Origin of the sequence: Morganella sp. EGD-HP17, from assembly GCF_000512315.2 — a bacterium.
Classification (GTDB): Bacteria; Pseudomonadota; Gammaproteobacteria; order Enterobacterales; family Enterobacteriaceae; genus Morganella; species Morganella morganii.
Map to the genome: position 1 here is coordinate 258,318 of NZ_AZRH01000003.1, position 22,039 is coordinate 280,356.

Annotated in this window: 20 protein-coding genes; 9 read left to right on the plus strand and 11 right to left on the minus strand. The window is 51.7% G+C overall.

The annotated features are described in order from the left end of the window. Positions 1 to 70 precede the first annotated feature (70 nt). The 8 genes from sufE to X965_RS05525 form a co-directional block, all read right to left on the minus strand. Entirely contained in the window at positions 71 to 490 is a 420-nt protein-coding gene (sufE, locus tag X965_RS05490) for a cysteine desulfuration protein SufE (protein ID WP_036417331.1), read from the minus strand. Between the two features lie 8 nt (positions 491 to 498). Beyond that, on the minus strand, positions 499 to 1,737 hold the full coding sequence (gene sufS / locus X965_RS05495; protein WP_036414982.1) for a cysteine desulfurase SufS: 1,239 nt from the start codon (positions 1,735 to 1,737) through the stop codon (positions 499 to 501). Next, on the minus strand, positions 1,737 to 3,041 hold the full coding sequence (gene sufD, locus X965_RS05500; protein WP_036417333.1) for a Fe-S cluster assembly protein SufD: 1,305 nt from the start codon (positions 3,039 to 3,041) through the stop codon (positions 1,737 to 1,739). The genes sufS and sufD overlap by 1 nt, the downstream gene beginning before the upstream one ends. Continuing rightward, positions 3,016 to 3,762 carry a Fe-S cluster assembly ATPase SufC gene (gene sufC / locus X965_RS05505; protein WP_004235432.1) on the minus strand — a complete coding sequence of 249 codons (747 nt, stop codon included), beginning with the start codon at positions 3,760 to 3,762 and terminating at the stop codon, positions 3,016 to 3,018. Before sufC ends, sufD begins: the two co-directional genes overlap by 26 nt. A 51-nt stretch (positions 3,763 to 3,813) precedes the next feature. Then, complete coding sequence (gene sufB / locus X965_RS05510) at positions 3,814 to 5,298, minus strand: Fe-S cluster assembly protein SufB (RefSeq protein WP_004235427.1); 1,485 nt, start codon at positions 5,296 to 5,298, stop codon at positions 3,814 to 3,816. Positions 5,299 to 5,313: 15 nt separating this feature from the next. Next, positions 5,314 to 5,694: a Fe-S cluster assembly scaffold SufA gene (sufA, locus tag X965_RS05515; protein ID WP_004235425.1), complete on the minus strand. Its 381-nt coding sequence runs from the start codon at positions 5,692 to 5,694 to the stop codon at positions 5,314 to 5,316. Positions 5,695 to 6,032: 338 nt separating this feature from the next. Next, positions 6,033 to 6,458, minus strand: coding sequence for a hotdog fold thioesterase (locus tag X965_RS05520; protein WP_032098089.1), 426 nt, complete (start codon positions 6,456 to 6,458; stop codon positions 6,033 to 6,035). 34 nt (positions 6,459 to 6,492) lie between these two features. Next, entirely contained in the window at positions 6,493 to 9,561 is a 3,069-nt protein-coding gene (locus tag X965_RS05525) for an FAD-binding and (Fe-S)-binding domain-containing protein (RefSeq protein WP_036417366.1), read from the minus strand. A 209-nt stretch (positions 9,562 to 9,770) separates the two neighbouring features. Between X965_RS05525 and ydiK the strand changes: the two genes are divergently transcribed. Continuing rightward, a complete protein-coding gene (gene ydiK, locus X965_RS05530; protein ID WP_015422756.1) occupies positions 9,771 to 10,886 on the plus strand; it encodes an AI-2E family transporter YdiK in 1,116 nt (371 codons plus the stop codon). 474 nt (positions 10,887 to 11,360) lie between these two features. Here the strand turns inward: ydiK and ppsA are convergent, their stop codons facing one another. Next, positions 11,361 to 13,739: a phosphoenolpyruvate synthase gene (gene ppsA / locus X965_RS05535; RefSeq protein ID WP_004239083.1), complete on the minus strand. Its 2,379-nt coding sequence runs from the start codon at positions 13,737 to 13,739 to the stop codon at positions 11,361 to 11,363. A 218-nt stretch (positions 13,740 to 13,957) separates the two neighbouring features. On the opposite strand from ppsA, the gene X965_RS05540 reads away from it, so the two are divergent. The 7 genes from X965_RS05540 (at position 13,958) to X965_RS05570 (ending at position 20,197) form a co-directional block, all read left to right on the plus strand. Continuing rightward, positions 13,958 to 14,821 (plus strand): pyruvate, water dikinase regulatory protein, encoded by an 864-nt coding sequence (locus X965_RS05540; RefSeq protein ID WP_004235416.1) that lies wholly within the window; start codon positions 13,958 to 13,960, stop codon positions 14,819 to 14,821. Positions 14,822 to 14,967: 146 nt separating this feature from the next. Continuing rightward, positions 14,968 to 16,017, plus strand: coding sequence for a 3-deoxy-7-phosphoheptulonate synthase (locus X965_RS05545; protein WP_036417335.1), 1,050 nt, complete (start codon positions 14,968 to 14,970; stop codon positions 16,015 to 16,017). Positions 16,018 to 16,215: 198 nt separating this feature from the next. Further along, the gene (gene hemP / locus X965_RS05550) at positions 16,216 to 16,404 is read left to right on the plus strand and encodes a hemin uptake protein HemP (RefSeq protein WP_032098087.1); all 189 of its coding nucleotides are present in this window, start codon (positions 16,216 to 16,218) and stop codon (positions 16,402 to 16,404) included. Positions 16,405 to 16,511: 107 nt separating this feature from the next. Further along, the gene (locus X965_RS05555; protein ID WP_036417337.1) at positions 16,512 to 17,579 is read left to right on the plus strand and encodes a hemin-degrading factor; all 1,068 of its coding nucleotides are present in this window, start codon (positions 16,512 to 16,514) and stop codon (positions 17,577 to 17,579) included. After that, positions 17,576 to 18,406: a hemin ABC transporter substrate-binding protein gene (locus X965_RS05560; RefSeq protein WP_004235406.1), complete on the plus strand. Its 831-nt coding sequence runs from the start codon at positions 17,576 to 17,578 to the stop codon at positions 18,404 to 18,406. Before X965_RS05555 ends, X965_RS05560 begins: the two co-directional genes overlap by 4 nt. Next, the gene (locus X965_RS05565; protein WP_036417339.1) at positions 18,403 to 19,395 is read left to right on the plus strand and encodes an iron ABC transporter permease; all 993 of its coding nucleotides are present in this window, start codon (positions 18,403 to 18,405) and stop codon (positions 19,393 to 19,395) included. Before X965_RS05560 ends, X965_RS05565 begins: the two co-directional genes overlap by 4 nt. 1 nt (position 19,396) lies before the next feature. Next, positions 19,397 to 20,197 carry a heme ABC transporter ATP-binding protein gene (locus X965_RS05570; RefSeq protein ID WP_036417341.1) on the plus strand — a complete coding sequence of 267 codons (801 nt, stop codon included), beginning with the start codon at positions 19,397 to 19,399 and terminating at the stop codon, positions 20,195 to 20,197. Here X965_RS05570 and X965_RS05575 read toward each other — a convergent pair. Then, on the minus strand, positions 20,194 to 20,820 hold the full coding sequence (locus X965_RS05575) for a hypothetical protein (RefSeq protein WP_048822470.1): 627 nt from the start codon (positions 20,818 to 20,820) through the stop codon (positions 20,194 to 20,196). The genes X965_RS05570 and X965_RS05575 overlap by 4 nt on opposite strands. Before the next feature lie 241 nt (positions 20,821 to 21,061). On the opposite strand from X965_RS05575, the gene X965_RS05580 reads away from it, so the two are divergent. Beyond that, on the plus strand, positions 21,062 to 21,430 hold the full coding sequence (locus X965_RS05580) for a helix-turn-helix domain-containing protein (protein WP_004235398.1): 369 nt from the start codon (positions 21,062 to 21,064) through the stop codon (positions 21,428 to 21,430). A 52-nt stretch (positions 21,431 to 21,482) separates the two neighbouring features. Here X965_RS05580 and sodC read toward each other — a convergent pair whose 3' ends face one another. Further along, on the minus strand, positions 21,483 to 22,010 hold the full coding sequence (sodC, locus tag X965_RS05585) for a superoxide dismutase family protein (protein ID WP_004235395.1): 528 nt from the start codon (positions 22,008 to 22,010) through the stop codon (positions 21,483 to 21,485). Positions 22,011 to 22,039 lie beyond the last annotated feature (29 nt).

A 22,039-nucleotide genomic window follows, 5' to 3' on the forward strand; every position in this document is an offset into this window, starting at 1 on the left:
AATACGTGGCCGCTTTCCGGCCACGCCAGGTAATATATTATTAGCAGAGTAAGTAAAAGGGAACGATGTTTTATCTCATTTGCTGCGTGTTTTGTATGATTGTTCTGACCATGGCGTTCAGTCCCTGAGTACGGGACGGGGTCAGATGGACAGAAAGTGCCAGTTCCGAGAAGATTTGTGCGATATCCAGTTCACGGATTTCCGCCGGCGTTTTTCCCTGATACAGCGCGATAACCAGCGCCACCAGGCCTTTGACAATCGCGGCGTCGCTGTCACCGGCGAACCAGACCCGCCCTTCCTCATCCTGCTGCATGATGATCCAGACCTGACTCTGGCAACCTGATATTTTATACTGCGGCTGCCGCTGTGCTTCTGTCAGCGCCGGTAATTTTTCGCCCAGCTCAATCAGATACAGATAACGTTCCTCCCAGTCATGACAACGGGAGAAATTGCGCAGTAATTTTGCCTGATCCGGCAGCGTAATTTTCATCAGGATCCTTAACCCAGCAGTTTTGCGGTACGTTTCAGTGCGTCCGTCAGTATATCAATATCCGTTTCCGTGGTGTAGAGCGCCAGTGAGGCACGGCACATGGCACTGACACCATAATGCGCCAGCAGCGGCTGTGCGCAGTGATGCCCGGTGCGGACAGCCACGCCGTAGCGATCCAGAAATGCGCCGGTATCAAAAGCGTGATGCGTCCCGAGGTTAAAGGCGATCACCCCTTCCCGCAGTGCATTGCCGTACAGAATAATGCCGGGCACCTCTGCCAGCCGCGTCAGCGCATACTGCATGAGAGTGTGTTCATACGCGGCTATCTCCGCCATACCGATGTTATTCAGGTAATCCAGCGCAGCTCCCAGGCCGATAATACCCTGGATATTGGGCGTTCCCGCCTCAAAACGCCACGGTACATCCGCATAGGTAATACCGTTCGTCAGGCTGACCTCTGCGATCATGGCACCGCCGCCTTCGCGGGGTGGCATGTTATCCAGCAGAGATTTGCGTCCCCACAAAATACCGATGCCGGTCGGTCCGTACAGCTTATGGCCGGAGAACGCATAGAAATCACAATCCAGCGCCTGCACATCCACCGGCTGATGCATGGCGCCCTGAGCACCGTCCACCAGCACCGCCAGTTCTCCCCCGGCAGCACGGCTCAATTCACGCGCCTGCGCAATAATCGCTTTCACCGGGTTCACGGTGCCGAGCACATTAGAAAGATGGGTAAAGCTCAGCAGACGGGTGCGGTTATCGATCAGTTCCGGCAGTTTACTCAGCACCAGAGTGCCGTCATCCGCCATCGGCAATACACGGATTTCAATCCCCGCGCTCTCTGCCAGCATATACCAGGGCACAATATTGGCGTGATGTTCCATCTCCGTGATAATGATATTGTCACCATCATTGCAGAATGCGCGGCCAAAACTGTCCGCCACCAGATTGATGGCTTCCGTGGTACCTTTGACAAAAATAATTTCTTCCGTCTGCGGCGCATTGATAAACGCCGCCGCTTTCTGCCGCACAGCTTCCGTGGCGGCCGTGGCCTCTGCACTTAATGTGTGAATGCCGCGGTGAACCGCGGCATAATGGTGAGCCGTAAAATCACTCACCGCATCAATCACCTGCTGAGGTTTCTGGGCACTGGCGGCACTGTCGAGGTAGACCAGTGGTTTGCCGTTCACCTCCCCGGCCAGTACCGGGAAGTCTGCCCGCCGCTGTTGTGCTGAATAACTCATTACTGTTTATCCCCCTGATCCAGCGACTGACGGATACGCGCCATCACCACGTTATTCAGGACTTCATCGCTGATCGCATCAGTCAGTTCCGCAGCAAACGCGAGGATGATCATCTGCTTCGCGGCTTTTTCCGCGATCCCGCGTGTGCGCAGATAAAACAGCTGTTCCTCATCAATCCGCCCGACCGTCGCACCGTGGCTGCACTTCACATCATCGGCATAGATTTCCAGCTGCGGTTTGGTATCGATTTCCGCTTTCCGGCCCAGTAACAGGTTATTGTTGGTCATCTGGCCGTCTGTTTTCAGTGCATGCGGTGCCACTTTAATCATGCCGTTAAATACCGCACGGCTGTTATCCATCACAATGGTTTTATGGCGCTGGCGGCTTTCACAATACCCTTTGTTATGTTCCAGGTACGTGCGGGTATCAGCGATTTCGCCGTGTTTCGGCAGCACAAGGCTGTTCATGGCCAGCACAATACCTTCGCCGTTAAGCTGTGTGCTGGTGTGATGCCGGGTCAGTTTACCGCCGAGCAGAAAACTGGTGCTTTCCACACGGGCATGGGCGGCGATCACCAAATCATTATGGGCAAAATGGTACGCCTGCGGGTTTTCAAACCCCAGTTTCAGATGGCGGAAATCACTGTTTTCTCCCACGTTCGCGGTCATCCGCGCCCCGGTGAAATGGGCTGATTGTTCATCCGGGCTGATAAAGTGCTCAATCACAGAGACAGCCGCATTCACACCGATATCGAGGTGATAGCGGCTGTGGCGCATATTCAGGGAATCATTATGTGCCGTTGAAATATTCACGATGTACAGGGGTTTTTCCGCCTGTGCGCCGGCTTTCACGCGGATAATTAACGGTGTCTGCGCCAGGCTTTCAGTCAGGTGCAGGAAAATCTCGCCGTTAACCGGTGCCGGGAATTCATTGTGACGGTCAGCCACTGACAACTCAAACACACCTGTATCAGTATCACTCCACTGCGGCGCAAATACACCGTCCACCAGCACTATGCGGTATGCATTCAGTGAGGTCAGCACCGCCTCCGGTAAGACGTTCAGTGTTCCGGTCTTATCCTGATAATCTGCCTCCAGCAATGGTGTCAGCGACGTATAATGCCAGTCTTCCTGATGAAAGGCCGGGAAGCCGGTTTTCTGTGCCTGCTGCCAGTGCTGCGCGGCGTGCCCGGAGAGTGGATGCTGCGCGATAAGCTGTTCTATCCGCCCCATTGCGGCCAGATTGCGCTCACTGACTTCGCGGCGTTTCAGCGCACGTTCACTGTTGGTCAATAAGCCAGCCATATCCCTGCTCCTCCAGTTTTTTCGCCAGTGAGAAATCACCGGATTTGATGATTTTGCCCTGATACAGCACATGAACAAAGTCAGGCTTCACATAATCCAGGATGCGCTGATAGTGAGTGACAATAATAAAGGCGCGTTCCGGGCTGCGCAGCTGATTCACGCCGTTGGCCACGGTTTTCAGGGCATCAATATCCAGCCCGGAATCCGTTTCATCAAGAATGCAGAGTGACGGCTCAAGGGCAGCCATTTGCAGGATATCGTTACGTTTTTTCTCACCGCCGGAGAACCCGACGTTCACCGCACGCGTCAGCAGATCCTGCGGCATATTCAGCAGCTCAATTTTATCTTCGATAAAATCAGCGAAATCAAAGCGGTCCAGCGCCTCTTCACCACGATATTCGCGCACTGCATTGACTGCGGTTTGCAGGAAGAACTGGTTACTTACCCCGGGAATTTCCACCGGGTACTGAAAGGCGAGGAAAATGCCTTCACCGGCACGATCTTCCGGTGCCAGCTCCAGCAGGTCTTTACCTTTAAAAGTGACGGATCCGCTGTCAATTTCATACTCTTCCCGGCCGGCCAGTGTGGCAGACAGGGTACTTTTACCAGAACCATTCGGCCCCATAATGGCGTGGATTTCCCCCGGTTTCACGTCCAGTGATAACCCTTTGAGGATTTCGTTACCTTCCACGCTGACATGCAAATCTTTTACACTTAACATAATGTACTACTCCGTCCCGCCGGTTATCCCGCAGGCGCTGATTCTGATGGATTAACCGACACTGTGTTCCAGGCTTATCGCCAGCAGTTTCTGTGCTTCCACGGCAAATTCCAGCGGCAGCTCAGAGAACACATCTTTACAAAAACCGTTTACAATCATTGAGATGGCGTCATCTTCGCTGATACCGCGCTGTAAGCAGTAAAACAGCTGGTCTTCACCGATACGCGAGGTGGTGGCCTCATGCTCCAGTTGCGCACTGTTATTCATCACTTCCACATACGGGAAAGTGTGTGCGCCGCACTCTGTGCCGATAAGCATTGAGTCACACTGAGTAAAGTTACGGGCGTTTTCCGCCCCCGGCAGCACCTTCACCAGTCCCCGGTAGCTGTTCTGGCTTCTCCCGGCGGAAATCCCTTTCGAGATAATTGTGGATTTGGTATTGCGGCCGATGTGGATCATCTTGGTACCGGTATCCGCCTGCTGTGTGCCGTTGGTCAGGGCAACAGAGAAGAATTCACCGACAGAGTTATCCCCTTTGAGGATCACACTCGGGTATTTCCAGGTGATAGCAGAGCCGGTTTCAGACTGTGTCCATGACATTTTGGAATTTTCACCCTCACACAGTGCCCGCTTGGTGACAAAGTTGAGGATGCCGCCTTCACTGTCACCGCCGGAGAACCAGTTCTGAACAGTGGAATACTTCACTTCCGCATCTTTATGGATGATCACTTCCACAACCGCCGCATGCAGCTGATAAGTGTCACGCACCGGTGCGGAGCAGCCTTCGATATAGCTGACATAACTGCCTTCATCCGCAATCAGAATGGTGCGTTCAAACTGGCCTGTTTTGGCTGCATTAATGCGGAAATAGGTGGATAATTCCATCGGGCAGCGCACCCCTTTCGGGACATAAACAAAGGTGCCGTCAGAGGCAACCGCCGAGTTAAGTGCGGCGAAAAAGTTATCGTGATTGGATACCACGGTACCGAGGTATTTCTGCACCAGTTCCGGATAGTCGTGAATCGCTTCCCCGAACGAGCAGAAAATCACACCGTGTTTTTTCAGCTCATCACGGTAAGTGGTTGAGACGGATACGGAGTCAAAAATCGCATCCACCGCCACCGCCTGCCCTTCGCGAACCGGCACGCCGAGTTTTTCAAAGGCTTCTTCCACTTCACTGGTCAGGAAACTGCCCGCCGGGCTTTGCACCGCCCCCGGCTGTGAGCCGCAGGTATCATCACACGAGCCGCATGACGGCGCGGAGTAATAGCTGTAATCCTGATAATCCAGCTGCGGATACTTCGCCTTCAGCCAGTGCGGCTCTTCCATTCCCAGCCAGTGCTGAAAAGCCTCCAGCCGGAAATTGAGCATCCACTCCGGTTCATTTCGTTTGGCGGAAATGGCGCGGATCACATTTTCATTGATCCCTTTCGCCAGTTCATCCGTGGCGACGTTAGTGAAGAAGCCCTCTTTATAGCGTCCGTCATTCAGCCAGGTCTGGACGTCTTCACCAATCTCTGCATTGCTCTGAGACATAATATGGCTTCGCTCTTAAACCCCGAAGCTTTCACCACACCCGCAGGCATGCTGAGCTTTCGGATTATTAAATTTAAATATCTGATTCAGCCCTTCACGGACAAAATCCACTTCCGTGCCGTCAATAAACGGCATGGCTTTGCGCGGGACATACAGCCGGGCGCCGTCGCGCTCAAACAACATATCCTCTGCATCCGCCTGATTAATCATTTCAAAAACATAACCAAACCCGGCACAACCGGATTGTTTGACACTCAGGCAAAGCCCGATACTGTCCGGGGTGTTTTTCATCAGTGTCACAATCTGCTTTGCAGCGGCCGCTGTCAGTGTGATACCTGTCCAGTCATTATCATTCAGTGAAAAAGTTTCCACCGGGTTGGTGCTGTGCGTTGTCATTATTGACCTCATAAAATTCGACGGGAGCTCTCCGTAAACATCATGTTAATGATAATATTTCTCACTTCAACCACTTGCTTTGAAAGGATATTCCGATTACTGCTTAAATAATAGACAAACATGCCGGGCGGGCGTTATCATTTTTGAGCGGAAAATGAATTAATCTTTTGTTTATAAAAGAGATTATTTATCAATGATAAATACTTATTACCGTACCAGCCAGTACAGTATCAATGGCACAAAAGGATCATTATAAATACGACTTTTGAAGAGAAGTGCCGGTACACGGAAATTCCGGGCGGAATTCACGCAATACCGGCTGACATGTTGCTCAGGTGTTAATTTTTTGACCCGCGCAGAATCGCGGTGGTCAGACGGGAAATACAGCATAACCGCTGCTGCTCATCAAAAATCTCAATAGACCAGACCTGCTGGTTGCGTCCGAGGTGTATCGCCTTGCAATAACCGGTAACAACACCACTGCGCACCGCACGCACATGGTTGGCGTTAATCTCAACACCGACCACGGTTTCATCCCCTTCACTGCACAGATAACCGGCCACAGAGCCGAGGCTTTCCGCCAGTACCACCGATGCCCCGCCGTGCAGCAGGCCGTGCGGCTGTTTGGTCCGGTCATCGACCGGCATCGTCGCGATTAACTGCTCCGACTCCACTGCCGTAAAGACAATGCCCAGGTGGCTGAGCATATTCCCTTCCGAGATGCGATTCAGTTCTGCCGGTGTTGCAGGTCGTTTCCATATCATTAATAAGCTCTCCGCGTCATGTTTTATCCCGCTGTCAGGATACCAGTGTCAGCAGCGCCTGCAACGGGTGCAGCATCACTTTGCCTTCCATCCGTTTTACCTGACTGCGGCAGGAGTATCCGGTGGTCAGACAGCGCTCTGATGGCAGTGACTGGTACGGCTGCGCCCAGGAAAGCTGATAAATTCCTTTCGAGCGCGCCAGGTTCGGCATCTCATGGCCGTATGTCCCCGCCATACCGCAGCAGCCGGTGCTGACAGACTGCAGTGTTGCGCCAAACCGACGGAACAGATTCTGCCAGATTTTCACACTGTCCGGCAGTGCAGTGGCCTCGGTACAATGGCTGAACAGATACCAGGGGGGAGTATCCTCACTGATATCTTTCACCGGTAATAAATCCGCATATTCTGTGAGAAATTCATGGACTAACATCACGCGAAACTGCTGTTTCTCCGGTGGCAGAACAGTTTTGTATTCATCGCGGTAACAGAGCACCAGCGCCGGATCGACACCCGCCATCGGACAGCCGAGCCGTGCCACCCGGTTGAGGAAATCCGCCGTTTTGTTTGCCGTACGGGCAAAGCGGGCGAGAAAACCTTTAATATGCTGCGCTTTTCCGTTCGGGCTGAACGGCAGCAGCACCGGCTGAAAACCAAGCTTTTCCGTCAGTGCGGCAAAATCGGCCACCACTTTTGCGTCAAAATAGCTGGTGAACGGATCCTGAACGATAAAGAGATAGCGCCCGGCGCGGCGCTGTTCCTCACTCATACTTTCCAGCATTTCCAGGGTGACGGAAACCGCGTTGCTCCCCGCCAGCTGCTGTTTCAGTGACGGTGACGACAGCAGCGGTAAATCGGTCATACCCACTGTTTTTTCACTGAGTTTCTGCACCCACGGCTGTTTCAGGAAAAAGTTAAACATCTTCGGCGCTTTCGCCATCAGCGGTGCACCGGCTTCCACATTCGCCACCAGATGGTCGCGCAGCGGGCGCAGATAGCGTCCGTGATAGAGCGCCAGAAACCGGGCGCGGAATTCCGGTACATCAATTTTAATCGGGCACTGTGTGGAGCAGGCTTTGCAGGCCAGACAACCGGACATCGATTCCTTCACTTCATGGGAGAAATCATATTCCCCGCGGGATGCCCGCCGCGTATTGCCAATTTTTTCAATCAGACCACGCAGAGAGATCCGGCTCTGCGGTACGGCCCGTGATAACAGCGCCGGGTCCGTGCCCTGCTCTGTCAGCAGCCGCAGCCATTCGCGCACCAGCCCGGCACGGCCTTTCGGCGAGTGAAAGCGTGATTGCGTCACTTTCATTGACGGACACATCGGGCTTTTGACATCAAAATTAAAACACAGGCCGTTGCCGTTACAGTTCATCGCGCCGGAAAAAGTATTTCTGACCTCAACGGGGATTGTTCTGTCATAGGTGCCGCGCTTGATCGCATCCACCTGCATCATCGGTGCGTCACTGGTTAACGGCGCACAAATTTTGCCGGGATTGAGCCGGTTTTCCGGGTCAAATGCCCCTTTGATACGGCGCAGTTCGCGATACAGCGTGTCACCGAAAAAAGCCTCACTGTACTGTGCCCGGAACCCTTTACCGTGCTCACCCCACAGCAGCCCGCCGTATTTGGCAGTCAGCGCGACAATATCATCGGAAATCTGCTTCATCAGCATTTCCTGTTCCGGAGAGCACATATCCAGCGCCGGACGCACATGCAATACGCCCGCATCCACATGACCGAACATGCCGTATTCCAGGTGATGACTGTCCAGCAGCGCGCGGAACTCTGTGATGTAATCCGCCAGATGTTCCGGCGGCACACAGGTATCTTCGACAAACGGGATCGGTTTTGCCGCCCCTTTACTGTTACCGAGCAGACCCACCGCTTTTTTGCGCATTGCATAAATACGCTCAATACCACTCAGTTCACGGCAGACCTGATAGCCAATCACACCCGCTTCATTATTTGCCATTAATGAATCCAGGCGTTCACACAGTGACGCAACCTGCCTGTCAATCAGTGCTTCATCATCACCGCAGAATTCGACAATATTTAATCCCAGCAAGGTCTTATCCGGCACATCCGTGATCAATTCACTGACGGAATGCCAGACGATATCTTCCCGCGCCAGATTCAGCACTTTTGAATCCACGGTTTCCACTGACAGCGCCTGAGCCTCCACCATAAACGGGGCATTGCGCAGTGCGGAATCAAATGCATCATATTTGACATTCACCAGGCGGCGCACTTCCGGGATCGGCGTGATATTGAGTTTTGCCTCAGTGATCACCGCCAGAGTGCCTTCCGAGCCGGTCAGGATGCGGGTCAGATCAAAGGTCTGCATATCATCACTGAAGACATGGCGCAGATCATAACCGGTCAGAAAGCGGTTGAGCTTCGGAAAGCTGTCCAGAATGGTCTGCCGGTGAGTTTCGCAACTCTCCAGTGTGGTGCGGTAAAGTTCCCCCGCCGCACTTTCCTCCTGTGCACAGCGCCACGCCTCGCTGACCGGCAGCGGCGCGGTATCCAGCAGATCACCGCTAAGCAGTACCGAGCGCAGCCCCAGCACATGGTCAGAGGTTTTGCCGTACACCAGCGAGCCCTGGCCGGAAGCATCGGTGTTAATCATTCCGCCGAGAGTGGCGCGGTTGGAGGTGGATAACTCCGGCGCGAAAAAATAGCCGTACGGTTTCAGATACGCATTGAGCTGATCTTTAATCACACCCGCTTCCGCCCGCACCCAGCCCTGCTCCGGGTTAATTTCAAGAATGCGGTTCATATAGCGGGATAAATCGATCACCACACCGTTATTCAGCGACTGACCATTAGTGCCCGTACCGCCGCCGCGCGGGGTAAAGGTAACCGAACGGAATTCATCCTGTGCGGCAAGGCGCATCACCAGAATCACATCAGCGGTCGAACGCGGGAAAACGATTGCCTGCGGCAGAAGCTGATAAATACTGTTGTCGGTCGCGAGTGTCAGCCGATCGCCATAGCGGGTGGTGGTATCGCCGGTAAATCCGCTTTCATTGAGGACGTGAATATAACGTTCAACCGCCGGGCTTACCTGTGGGGATTGCGTTAATCGTGGGATCATTATCTGCGGCTCTTTTATCATAAATGGTCACATTGCAAATCTGACAATATAATTATGTGGTTAACTCTTCATTCTGATGCATGATTCATGCGAGAATATTCACCTTAACACACAATGTATTCATTTTGCGCCTGCAATAAAATAACGCAATATTTGCGCTCCTTTATCGGGAACAACCAGTTAATTCATTTACAAAGGGAAACTTATCCGTGGAAAAATCGCAACCGGGTTATGATTTACCTAAACTAATATTCGCCGTCGGAGCGATATCAATTCTCATTGTCATTAGTTTTTGGGTATTAAGTCCGTTTCTTCCGGGCTTCGTCTGGGCGGGTATGATAGTGATTGCCACCTGGCCGGTTTATACCGCAATCCGCCGCCGTGTCCGTAACAGCCGCTGGATAGCCGCATCTGTGATGGTCATGCTGATTATTCTGCTGTTTGTCTTTCCGCTGGCGCTGCTTATCAACAGTATTGTCGAGAACAGCGAGCCGCTGATGCGCTGGGTCAAATCCCCGGGGCAGCTGACACTGCCGGAGCTCTACTGGCTTGACTCAATCCCGGTTATCGGGCCGAAATTGTTTGCCAGTTGGACAACCCTGGTCGCCAGCGGCGGCAACGCGATGATGGCCAAAATCCAGCCTTACCTCGGACAGGGCGCGGCCTGGTTCCTGACTCAGTTGCTGAGTGCCGGTAAATTCCTGTTCCATCTGGCGATTATGCTGCTGTTCAGTGCTCTGCTCTATCTTCAGGGTGAAGAAGCGATGCGCGGTTTCCGTCACTTTGCTCTGCGCCTCGCCGGCATGCGCGGCGATGCCGCCGTACTGCTGGCAGCGATGTCTGTACGCGCCGTGGCACTGGGTGTGGTGGTCACCGCACTAACTCAGGCAATTATCGGTGGTCTGGGGCTGGGGCTGGCCGGTGTGCCGTTTGCCGCCATCCTGACGGTGCTTATTTTTATCTGCTGTGTGGCACAACTCGGACCGCTGCTGATTATGATCCCGTCCATCATTTATCTGTTCTGGACCGGAGATACCACCTGGGCTGTCGTCATGATTGTCTGGGCCGGTATTGTTGCCACCATGGATGGCGTACTGCGCCCGTACCTCATTAAAATGGGGGCGGATTTACCGATGGTACTGATTCTGACCGGCGTTATCGGCGGGATGTTATCGCTCGGAATGATCGGCCTCTTTATCGGCCCTGTCGTGCTGGCGGTCTCCTACACACTGCTGAAGGCGTGGATGAATGATGTGCCGAAGCCGTCAGATGACCTGACCGAGGTTCGCGCTTATATGGAAGAACAACTCTCAGAAAAAGAATAAGTTTTTAATCAGAGGTGCAGAAGTGCACCTCTGATATATTTAATTAATTATTCAATTATGGTTCATAAATAGCATTAATAATTTGAAATATTAATATACATTGAGAGAATTTCACCGGACTTATTCCGGATACGGACAGAGGTTTTGAATATATTTCACTTATCTAACAATCAGTAAATATATATATTGAGACAATTCTTAATGCAGGCATATCTTAATTATTTTAATATATCAGCCATCAAGTAACGAATTAAAAGGTATTGTTATTCATTACAATGATACCTTCCGAATACAAATATTGCTGTGTGTAGTCTTTGCCTGTCAGCCCATGATAGGCTTTTTTTTTGCCTGTAATTCAGGGTATCTGATTTGGTTTTATTTTGATTTGCCTTAAGTGCGCACAGACATTCTAACACTGAATACGAAAAAAAAGCCCGAAATAATCCGGGCTTTTAATCATTTTAAATGATTGAATCAGTGATTTTCTGCTAATGAAATCCAGGTTTTCACTACAGTATCCGGATTAAGAGAAACACTGTCGATTCCCTGCTCCATCAGCCAGGCAGCAAAATCCTGGTGGTCGGATGGCCCCTGACCACAGATTCCCACATATTTGTTACGTGCTTTCGCCGCTTTGATAGCCATCGACAGCAGCGCTTTCACCGCATCGTTACGCTCGTCAAACAGAGTAGAAACCACACCGGAATCGCGATCCAGACCCAGTGTCAGCTGTGTCATGTCGTTGGAGCCGATAGAGAAGCCATCGAAATACTCGAGGAACTGATCTGCCAGCAGTGCGTTTGACGGGATTTCACACATCATGATCAGACGCAGGCCGTTTTCACCGCGTTTCAGACCATGAACCGCCAGTTCATTCACCACGGCTTCTGCCTGAGCTACAGTACGGACAAACGGGATCATCACTTCGACGTTAGTCAGATCCATATCATTACGCACACGTTTCACTGCTTCACATTCCAGCGCGAAACAATCACGGAAATCATCATGCACATAACGGCCTGCACCACGGAAGCCCAGCATCGGGTTCTCTTCATGCGGTTCGTAGATATCTCCGCCGACCAGGTTGGCATATTCGTTGGATTTAAAGTCAGACAGACGGACAATCACTTTCTTCGGATAGAACGCCGCTGCAATCGTGGCAATTCCTTCAACCAGACGACCGATATAGAATTCAACCGGATCATCATAGCCCTGCATCATGCTGCGGATTTCAGCCTGTAATTCCGGAGTCTGCTGATCAAATTCCAGCAGTGCACGCGGGTGCACACCAATCATACGGTTGATGATAAATTCCAGACGTGCCAGGCCGACACCTTCATGCGGCAGGCAGGCAAAGTCAAATGCACGGTCAGGGTTACCGACGTTCATCATGATTTTGGTGCCCACTTCCGGCATTTTATCGATTTCAGAAGAGTGGATATCAAAATCCAGTTTGCCGCCGTAGACGTAACCGGTATCCCCTTCAGAACAGGAAACAGTCACTTCCTGGCCTTCTTTCAGGAGTTCGGTGGCATCACCGCAACCAACCACCGCCGGGATCCCCAGCTCACGGGCAATGATTGCCGCGTGACAGGTACGACCGCCGCGGTTGGTAACAATCGCCGCCGCTTTCTTCATGATCGGTTCCCAGTCAGGGTCAGTCATATCAGTGACTAACACATCACCCGGCTGAATACGATCCATCTGGCTCAGGTCATGGATAACTTTGACCACACCGGCACCGATACGGTGACCGATTGCACGGCCTTCAACCAGCACATTACTCTGGCCGTTCAACTGATAACGTTCCATCACCTGCTGGTTAGAGCGGACGGTTTCCGGACGCGCCTGAACGATATACAGTTTGCCGTTGTTACCGTCTTTCGCCCACTCGATGTCCATCGGACGGCCGTAGTGTTTTTCAATGGTAACGGCCTGTTTTGCCAGTTCTTCCACTTCGCTGTCGGTCAGTGAGAAACGTTTGCATTTTTCTGCATCCACATCCTCAATACGCACCTGTTTGCCGTGGCTGGTGTCATCCGCATAAACCATCTGGATTTTCTTGGAACCCATGGTACGGCGGACAATAGCCGGACGGCCTTTTTCCAGGGTTGGTTTGTGGACATAAAACTCATCCGGGTTTACCGCGCCCTGTACCACCATCTCACCCAGCCCGTAAGCGGATGTGATAAAGACAACCTGGTCAAAACCGGACTCGGTATCGATAGTAAACATCACGCCGGAAGACGCGAGGTCAGAACGCACCATGCGCTGAACACCGGCAGACAGTGCAACACCACGGTGGTCATAGCCCTGATGCACGCGGTAAGAAATCGCGCGGTCATTAAATAATGAGGCAAATACGTGCTTGATGGCGACCATGATCGCATCAATACCCTGCACGTTTAAGAAGGTTTCCTGCTGTCCCGCGAAGGAGGCATCCGGCATATCCTCAGCCGTTGCGGAAGAACGCACAGCAAAAGATGCGCCTTTCTCGCCTTCGGACAACTGCTCATACGCGTGACGGATGTCCTGCTCAAATTCCGCGGAGAACGGGGTATCAATTACCCATGCGCGGATCTGCGCACCGGCTTTCGCCAGCTGGTTGACATCGTCAACATCCGTTTTATCCAGCAGCTCATAAATGCGCTGGTTGACGCCACTTTGCTCAAGAAAGTCATTGAAGGCCTGTGCCGTGGTGGCAAAACCATTGGGAACAGACACGCCTAATCCGGAAAGATTGGTTATCATTTCGCCTAAAGACGCATTTTTACCACCGACACGGGGTACGTCATTCATACCTAACTGGTTATACCAAAGTACATTACACGGGGTTTGACCATTGTTGGACATTGCAAGCAATCCTTTTAACATTCAAAAGAAGGTAAAATCGGAAATACGGGCTCTGCTGAGCATCAGAAACAGATTATCACAATGTTTGTAAGAATATAGACAGGTGAATCGATCAACCCGATTACAATATTTTTTTATCCTTTATAATCATGTTTTAATTTATTTGTGCCGTTGCTCCGGATTATCGATTCAGCAAAAAACATAGGAAAATAAATAACATGTCTATCACAACCGGCTCATCTTCTGATACACAAAATAAAGAAACACGGAGTGTCTTCTTTATTTCTGACGGAACGGCAATTACGGCGGAAGTATTAGGTCATGCTGTATTGTCACAGTTCCCTATTGATATTATCGCTTACACCCTGCCGTTCGTGGCAACTGTCGAGCGCGCGCTGGAAATCAGACAAAAAATCGATACCATTTTTGAAACCACCGGGTTACGCCCTCTGGTGTTCTACTCCATTATCTGTCAGGACGTGCGCGAAGCCATCACCGGCAGTCAGGGCTGCTGCCAGGACATAGTGCAAACCCTGGTCGCGCCGATTCAGAAAGAGATTCAGATGGATCCGCAGCCGATATTCAACCGGACCCACGGCTTATCCAAGCGCAATCTGAGCCAGTATGATGCCCGTATCGCGGCCATTGATTTCGCACTGGCACATGATGACGGCGTGTCTCTGCGCAATATGGATCAGGCGCAGGTCATTCTGCTCGGCGTTTCCCGTTGCGGTAAAACCCCGACCAGCCTGTATCTGGCCATGCAGTTCGGTATCCAGGCCGCCAACTATCCGTTCACCGCAGATGATATGGATAACCTGCAGCTGCCTGCGGCCCTGAAGCCGTATAATAATAAGTTATTCGGTCTGACCATTGACCCCGAGCGTCTGGCTGCTATCCGCGAAGAGCGCCGTGAAAACAGCCGCTACGCCTCAATCCGTCAGTGCCGGATGGAGCTGGCAGAGGTGGAAGCGCTGTACCGCAAACACAAAATCAGCTACCTCAATACCACCAACTATTCGGTGGAAGAGATATCGACAAAAATCATCGATTCTCTGGGATTAAACCGCCGTATGTTCTGACAGCGGAAACGGTTAAGTGGATCACATTCCCGCGGTGATCCACTTTCTGCAATTGTATCTTGTAATCATCACGTTTTCGTTTATTGTGATCGGTATCACTGTGGTTTAACACAGCAACTGACCGAATTCAGAGACAGCACTAATCTATGGAAAAAACGGATGAACTGCGCACACGGGCGATAGACAAACTGATCACCCCGTCTGCGCTGGCCGGTGAGTTTCCGGCCACAGAAGCAATTAATAAGAATGTCACCACATCACGAACCCGCATTGAACGTATTTTAACCGGCGATGATCCGCGTCTGCTGGTGATTGTCGGCCCCTGCTCCGTGCATGACCCGATCGCCGCACTGGATTACGCACAGCGCCTGAGCGAACTGCTGCCGAAATACAGCTCACGCCTTGAAATTGTGATGCGCACCTATTTTGAAAAGCCGCGTACCGTGGTCGGCTGGAAAGGACTGATTTCAGATCCGCGTCTGGATAACTCCTGTCAGGTCAATGAAGGTATCCGGCTGGCGCGCAAACTGCTGATCGACGTTAATGCACTGAATGTCCCGACAGCCACCGAGTTTCTTGATATGGTCACGGGGCAGTATATTGCGGATCTTATCAGCTGGGGGGCTATCGGTGCCCGGACCACGGAAAGCCAGATCCACCGCGAAATGGCCTCCGCACTCTCCTGCCCGGTCGGCTTCAAAAACGGTACTGACGGCAATATCAAAATTGCGATTGATGCCATCCGCGCCGCACAGGCCGGTCATATGTTCCTGTCACCGGATAAAGACGGGCAGATGACGATTTATCAGACCAAAGGCAATCCGTTCGGGCACATTATTATGCGCGGCGGTAAGACACCGAACTATGCTGCCGGTGATATTGCTCACGCCTGTGATCAGCTGCGCCAGTTTGATCTGCCGGAACATCTGGTTATTGATTTCAGCCACGGCAACTGTCAGAAAATCCACCGTCGTCAGCTGGATGTCGCCAAAGATGTCGCACAGCAGATAAAAGACGGCTCGCGGGCTATCACCGGTGTTATGGCCGAAAGCTTTATTCAGGAAGGCACACAAAAACTGGTGAATCACAAAGCGCCGGTTTACGGGCAGTCAATTACCGATCCGTGCCTGAGCTGGGCAGATACCGTCACCATGCTGGATATTCTGGCTGATGCAGCAGATGCCCGTTTCAGCTGATTAACCCCCTTATTATGAAACAGGATGCACCTGCATCCTGTTTATTCATCACCCGCAGTTATCATTCCTTCCCCATATAGTTGAGATGCCGCTCACTTTTTCCGTGTAAATTCCCTCTCTCGGAAAAAATCACTTGAACCACTCTCGTCAGCTGCTGATAATAATTTGCGAATGCGAATTGATATCAAATAAAATTATATGACTGAAAATAATCAGAATTCTGTGATATCCGTACTTACCGGATATAAAAATACAGCAACAGATAAAATCACGGTTATCAGCAGTGAAGCACTCCTGGGGCCGCAGCAGCGGATTATTATCCGCCATCAGAATGAGGAATATCACCTGCGCAGGACTAAAAACGGAAAACTTATTCTGACCAAATAACACACAGGCCAGCCACCTGTTTTCTTAAGGCAGCCAGCTTACTTTTTAATACCGGTTATCCGGTCTGCGCCCGTTTGGTGCAGATCACGAAAAAGTAAGGATCTGCTATGCACAGTGAAACACTCTCCCGTTACCTTGCCCTGAAAGAACAGGGACATCTTATCCACGCCCGTGATATCGCCGCTGAGATGGGCATATCCGAGGCAGAACTGGCACACTGCCGGGCCGGTTATGACGCCTGCCGCCTCACCCGGGATATCCCCGCCATTTTCCGGATGCTGGGCACCGCCGGGGAGCTGAAAAGCATCACCCGCAATGACCACGCGGTACATGAACATACCGGCACCTATGATAATGCTGAATTCGGGGAACACGCCTGCCTGCTGCTGAACCCGTACGGGCTGGATTTACGCTTTTTCCTGTCTCAGTGGCAGACGGTATTTGCCTTCGCGGAAAATACCCCGCGCGGCCTGCGCCACAGCCTTCAGTTTTTTGACCGCCACGGAGATGCCGTCCACAAAATTTATACCACCGCTGATACCGATATGGGGGTCTGGCATCACCTGACAGCACAGTTCGCCGCGTATGATAACCCGCAGGTTGTTCCGGAACCGGCCGTCATCCCGGCCTGCACATCACTGACACCGGAGCAGCAGGCTGAATTTACCCGTCACTGGCAGCAAATGACGGATGTTCACCAATTTTTTGTTCTGTTAAAAAGATTTAATATCAGTCGCTTGCAGGCATTCCGTTGTGTGGATAACACCCTGGCACAGCGGGTGGATAACAGCGCGTTATCACGCCTGCTCACTCAGTGTGCGGAAGAACAGAATGACATTATGATCTTTGTCGCCAACCGGGGCTGTGTACAGATTTTTACCGGCGCCATTGGCCGGGTTGAACCTTATATCAGCCCCCGCGACGGACAGCACTGGATCAATATTTTCAATCCGTCGTTCACTCTCCATCTGATCGAATCGGCTGTTGCGGAATCCTGGATTACCCGCAAACCCACCAAAGACGGTATTATCACCAGCCTGGAATTATTTGATAAAAACGGTCAGGCTATCGCCCAGCTCTTCGGACAGCGCACCGAGGGTGAACCGGAACAAACGATCTGGCGCAGCCAGATTAATGCCCTGCTGACAGACTGCAGCGGTGAGGCGGCGGCATGAAAAAATATGTCCTCCTGCTACTGCTGCTCTGTTTTTTTCCGTCTGCACGCAGTATGCAGGGCAGCATTATTACCCTTGGCGGTGATGTCACGGAGATTGTTTTTGCACTCGGTGCCGGTGACAGGGTAATTGCCCGTGATACCACCAGCGAGCATCCGCCGCAGGTCACTCAGTTGCCGGATGTCGGCTATCTGCGGCTTCTGAATGCGGAAGGTCTGCTGTCGCTTCAGCCTTCACTGATCCTCGCCAGTGAACTGGCTTATCCTTCTGCCGTTTTATCGCAGATCAGCGCGGCGGGTATCCCTGTCGTCACTGTCAGTGCTGCGGCAGAACTACCGGCTATTACCGCGAAAGTCCGTCAGATTGCGGAGGCTCTGGCCTTACAGTCAGCCGCCGCTGTACTGGTCGCTGACATTAACCGGAAACTGGATGCTGTACCGCAGACACCACTGCCGGTGAATGTACTGTTTCTGCTCAGCCACGCCGGTACTGCTCCGATGGCAGCCGGTACAGATACGGCGGCAGACAGCCTTATCCGCAGTGCAGGCGGAAGAAACGCAGCCGCTTCTTTCCGCCGTTATCGCCCGCTGTCAGCAGAAGGAATGATTGCCGCTCAGCCCGATTTAGTGGTGATCACCCGCAGCGGTCTGGCTTCTCTCGGCAGCACTGGCAATCTCTGGCAGTTACCGGGGCTGGCTCAGACACCTGCCGGAAAACATAAGCGGGTATTGGTGGCTGATGATATGGGGTTTCTCGGCTTCGGGTTACAAACCCCGGATACACTGCATCAGTTACGTGAAGCGATGGAGGCAGCAGCCGTGTTATGAATAATCCGCCCGCCTTTCATCTGCGCCGCCTGTGCCTCTGTTTTCTGTTGGTGATCATGATATTGACGGCCATGAATACCGGCGGACTGCCGGTTTCTGTCAGCGCATTCCTGCGGGGTGAAGTAACCCCGCAACTCTGGCAGATCTGGTTATCTGTCCGTCTGCCGCGGATTGTTCTGGCAGTTCTGGTGGGTATGGCACTGGCCACCGCCGGGGTATTATTGCAGGGATTATTCCGCAACCCGCTGGCAGACCCCGGTTTGCTCGGGATCAGCAGCGGCGCAGCCGTTGCGGTGGCACTGGGGATTGTCTTTATCGCGCCTTATCTGAGTGGTGCAGTCACACTGTATCTGCATATTATTACTGCCTTCAGCGGCGCACTTTGTATCAGCGGGCTGATTTTTCTGCTCAACCGCCGCCGTCAGCCTTTGCTGCGTCTGTTGCTGTGCGGCATTGCCGTTAACGCAATCAGTATGTCCTTTGTCGGCGTGCTCAATTATCTGAGTGATGATAAAGAATTACGTCAGTTTTCACTGTGGATGATGGGCAGCACCGGGCACATCAGCTGGACTCTGCTTCTGCCTGCTATCGTACTGGCACTCCCTGTGTTTTATGCCGCATTCAGACTGGCACGTCCGCTGGATATGATTCAGTTGGGAGAAGAAGAAGCACATTATGCCGGAGTGAATGTCCGCCGGACACAACAGTGTGTCCTGCTGATCAGTGCCCTGCTCACCGGGATTGCCGTGGCACTGAGCGGGATTATCGGTTTTATCGGCCTGGTTATCCCGCACCTGATGCGTATGATTTTCGGCTGGCACCACCGGCTTCTGCTGGTGACATCAGCCCTTGCCGGTACACTGCTGTTACTGCTCTCCGATACACTCGCCCGCACACTGGTGGTACCAGCAGAAATCCCGGTCGGATTACTGACCGGATTACTTGGTGCACCCTATTTTCTCTGGCTGATTTTCTCTGTGAAGGAATGATATGCCCCGTATAACCGTCAATAATCCGCCACCGGTGCTGGTTGCAGAGAATGTCAGTTTTTCCCGTCACGGACAGCCGGTAGTCAGTGATATCTCCCTGACTTTGCACTGCGGAACCATCACTGCGGTTACCGGCCCGAACGGCGCAGGTAAATCAACTTTTCTTCGTTTACTCAGCGGCTATTATCGCTGTGACAGCGGTCAGATCATGCTGCGCGGAAAACCAATGGCGTCCTGGTCTGCCGGTGCACTGGCACAAATCAGGGCGGTCATGACACAACAAAGTGTTATCTCTGCCCCCTACCGGGTCAGAGATATTATTGCATTGGGGGATTTGCACAGAGAGTACATACACCAATCAACCACAGATGAAGTGATACACCTGACGGCCTGTGAACCACTGCTGGAGAAACGCTGGTATCAGCTTTCCGGTGGTGAACAACAGCGGGTTCATCTGGCGCGTGCACTGATGCAACTAAGCTGTCCGCTGCCTCTCCCTCGTCTGTTATTACTGGATGAACCGACTGCAGCACTGGATCTTCATAACCAGCAACACCTGATGCGGATGCTGAAACAGCGTGTAAGTGCAACCTCCCTGGCGGTCTTCTGCATTCTGCATGACCTGAATCTGGCCTCTTTATATGCTGATCACGTCATAATGCTGAATAACGGCCGCATTGTCCGTCAGGGAACACCGGCCGGGGTGCTGCAAAAAACGGTACTGGCGGAAACTTATCAGGCAGACCTGATAACGCTCCGCCATCCGCTTACCGGCAATACATCTGTGTTACTTGCACCTTAATGTTGATCAGGTTTTGCCGTAACCCGTTGTTTGCGGCAAAACATGATTGCCGAAAGCAGACATAAGGTGTAGCCGAGTAATTCACAGCCTTCTTCGGCCAAGTTTTTTGCCAGCCGGTTAAAATCATCACCCATCATACCGCGCCATAAAATTCCCATACCGAACAGGCGGGAAAAAACCAGCACCACCAGCAAACCGGTAACCATCATGCCGTATGCCGGATGAGAGACAAAACGGTACAGCCCGTTAACCGCCGTGCGCGGATGCAGAAAAGCATAGATAATCGCAATCAGCGAGACCGGGACAGCAAACCAGAACCATGCTCCGTGGGAAATATAGTCAAAAATCTGATCCAATTCTCTGATCAGCATGCTGGCAAAAAATCCGGCTATCAGAAAAAAGCCCGCCCTGTCCTCCGGCTCCCGCAGCCCTTTGCGAAAAAACAGCACAATCACTGCCAGCAGCATCACCTCAGCAACAATTTCTGTCACCGAGTCTTCACCCAAATCATTCTTAAGAACCAGAATATCAATAAACAACAGACCTGTACTGGCAGCCATAATCAGTGCCAGCATAAAAAAACGTCCCATTGCCCCAAAAAGAAACCGAAATTGCTGTGACATAACCATCCTGAATTATATTTATCGTCGGAAGATTCTATCGATATTGAAACTATAATTGGTGACATATGGTGCTATATGCTGGTAATAAAACAATTGGTTTCATCTATTGGTCTGATAATGATTCTCAATTATGAAAGGCACGATTTGCCTACACAATTCTTGGAAAATTCATAAAATATGGTTAATAACATATGTGACTATTAAAATTTATAGATTGTAAGCCCGATTTTGGGAGGTGAACATGTCAGAAAGTGTAGTGAACGATATTATCAAATGGCTGGAAACCCAGTTACAGCGCAATGAAGGGATCAAGATTGATACTATTGCGGATAAGAGCGGTTATTCAAAATGGCATCTCCAGCGTATTTTCAAAGATATCAAGGGATGCACATTAGGTGAGTATGTCCGTAAGCGCCGCCTGCTGGAAGCAGCTAAATCTCTGCGCGATAACGATATGTCTATTCTGGATATCGCGTTGCAGTATGGCTTCAGCTCACAGGCAACCTTTACCCGCATCTTTAAAAAACATTTCAATACCACACCGGCAAAATTCCGTGATCACGGTCAGTTGCCGGAACCGCGCTGTTTTATGGAGTGCGGTTCACACTAAACAGCTGAAAAAATATCCCCGCCTGCCGCAACCGGCCAAACGGGGATATTTTTTATTCTGCTGCTATCACGCCGCAGGCAATCCGAGCGCCGCCACCACCTAATGGTGCCGGTGAATCTGAATGATTGTCACCGCCCGCATGAACCATAATGGCATGCCCTTTGATCTCTCTGAGTTTTTTAAGGCGTGGTGCCAGCACCTGCGTGGTCGCTTTCCCGTCATCAGTCACATACAGTGCCGGCAAATCGCCCAAATGGCCGTCAGCATATGGCCCGGCATGAACTTTTGTACCTGCCGGGTCAAAATGGCCGCCTGCGGCCAGGGCAGGTACCGGTTTACCCTCTTTCTCTGCAGCATCACAGGACGGATTTTCGTGGATGTGAAACCCGTGCACGCCCGGCGGTAACCCATTCAGCGCCGGTGTAAACAGCAAACCATAATCCGTTTCCTGAATATCAATAGTGCCGATAACCTTACCGGCACCTTTTTCTGTCGCTTCATGCAGGGTAACGCGCTCAGTTGCAGCCAGGGAGGTTGATGCCCCCATCAGGATTAACAACGGAATGAGTTTTTTCATCATATGCTCCTTCAGTTTATTATTCCTCACCT

Coding starts and splice junctions, on each gene's coding strand:
- sufE (WP_036417331.1), bottom strand. CDS start 490: ATGAAAATTACGCTGCCGGATCAGGCAAAATTACTGCGCAATTTCTCC.
- sufS (WP_036414982.1), bottom strand. CDS start 1,737: ATGAGTTATTCAGCACAACAGCGGCGGGCAGACTTCCCGGTACTGGCC.
- sufD (WP_036417333.1), bottom strand. CDS start 3,041: ATGGCTGGCTTATTGACCAACAGTGAACGTGCGCTGAAACGCCGCGAA.
- sufC (WP_004235432.1), bottom strand. CDS start 3,762: ATGTTAAGTGTAAAAGATTTGCATGTCAGCGTGGAAGGTAACGAAATC.
- sufB (WP_004235427.1), bottom strand. CDS start 5,298: ATGTCTCAGAGCAATGCAGAGATTGGTGAAGACGTCCAGACCTGGCTG.
- sufA (WP_004235425.1), bottom strand. CDS start 5,694: ATGACAACGCACAGCACCAACCCGGTGGAAACTTTTTCACTGAATGAT.
- X965_RS05520 (WP_032098089.1), bottom strand. CDS start 6,458: ATGATATGGAAACGACCTGCAACACCGGCAGAACTGAATCGCATCTCG.
- X965_RS05525 (WP_036417366.1), bottom strand. CDS start 9,561: ATGATCCCACGATTAACGCAATCCCCACAGGTAAGCCCGGCGGTTGAA.
- ppsA (WP_004239083.1), bottom strand. CDS start 13,739: ATGTCCAACAATGGTCAAACCCCGTGTAATGTACTTTGGTATAACCAG.
- X965_RS05540 (WP_004235416.1), top strand. CDS start 13,958: ATGTCTATCACAACCGGCTCATCTTCTGATACACAAAATAAAGAAACA.
- X965_RS05545 (WP_036417335.1), top strand. CDS start 14,968: ATGGAAAAAACGGATGAACTGCGCACACGGGCGATAGACAAACTGATC.
- hemP (WP_032098087.1), top strand. CDS start 16,216: ATGACTGAAAATAATCAGAATTCTGTGATATCCGTACTTACCGGATAT.
- X965_RS05555 (WP_036417337.1), top strand. CDS start 16,512: ATGCACAGTGAAACACTCTCCCGTTACCTTGCCCTGAAAGAACAGGGA.
- X965_RS05560 (WP_004235406.1), top strand. CDS start 17,576: ATGAAAAAATATGTCCTCCTGCTACTGCTGCTCTGTTTTTTTCCGTCT.
- X965_RS05565 (WP_036417339.1), top strand. CDS start 18,403: ATGAATAATCCGCCCGCCTTTCATCTGCGCCGCCTGTGCCTCTGTTTT.
- X965_RS05570 (WP_036417341.1), top strand. CDS start 19,397: ATGCCCCGTATAACCGTCAATAATCCGCCACCGGTGCTGGTTGCAGAG.
- X965_RS05575 (WP_048822470.1), bottom strand. CDS start 20,820: ATGTCACAGCAATTTCGGTTTCTTTTTGGGGCAATGGGACGTTTTTTT.
- X965_RS05580 (WP_004235398.1), top strand. CDS start 21,062: ATGTCAGAAAGTGTAGTGAACGATATTATCAAATGGCTGGAAACCCAG.
- sodC (WP_004235395.1), bottom strand. CDS start 22,010: ATGATGAAAAAACTCATTCCGTTGTTAATCCTGATGGGGGCATCAACC.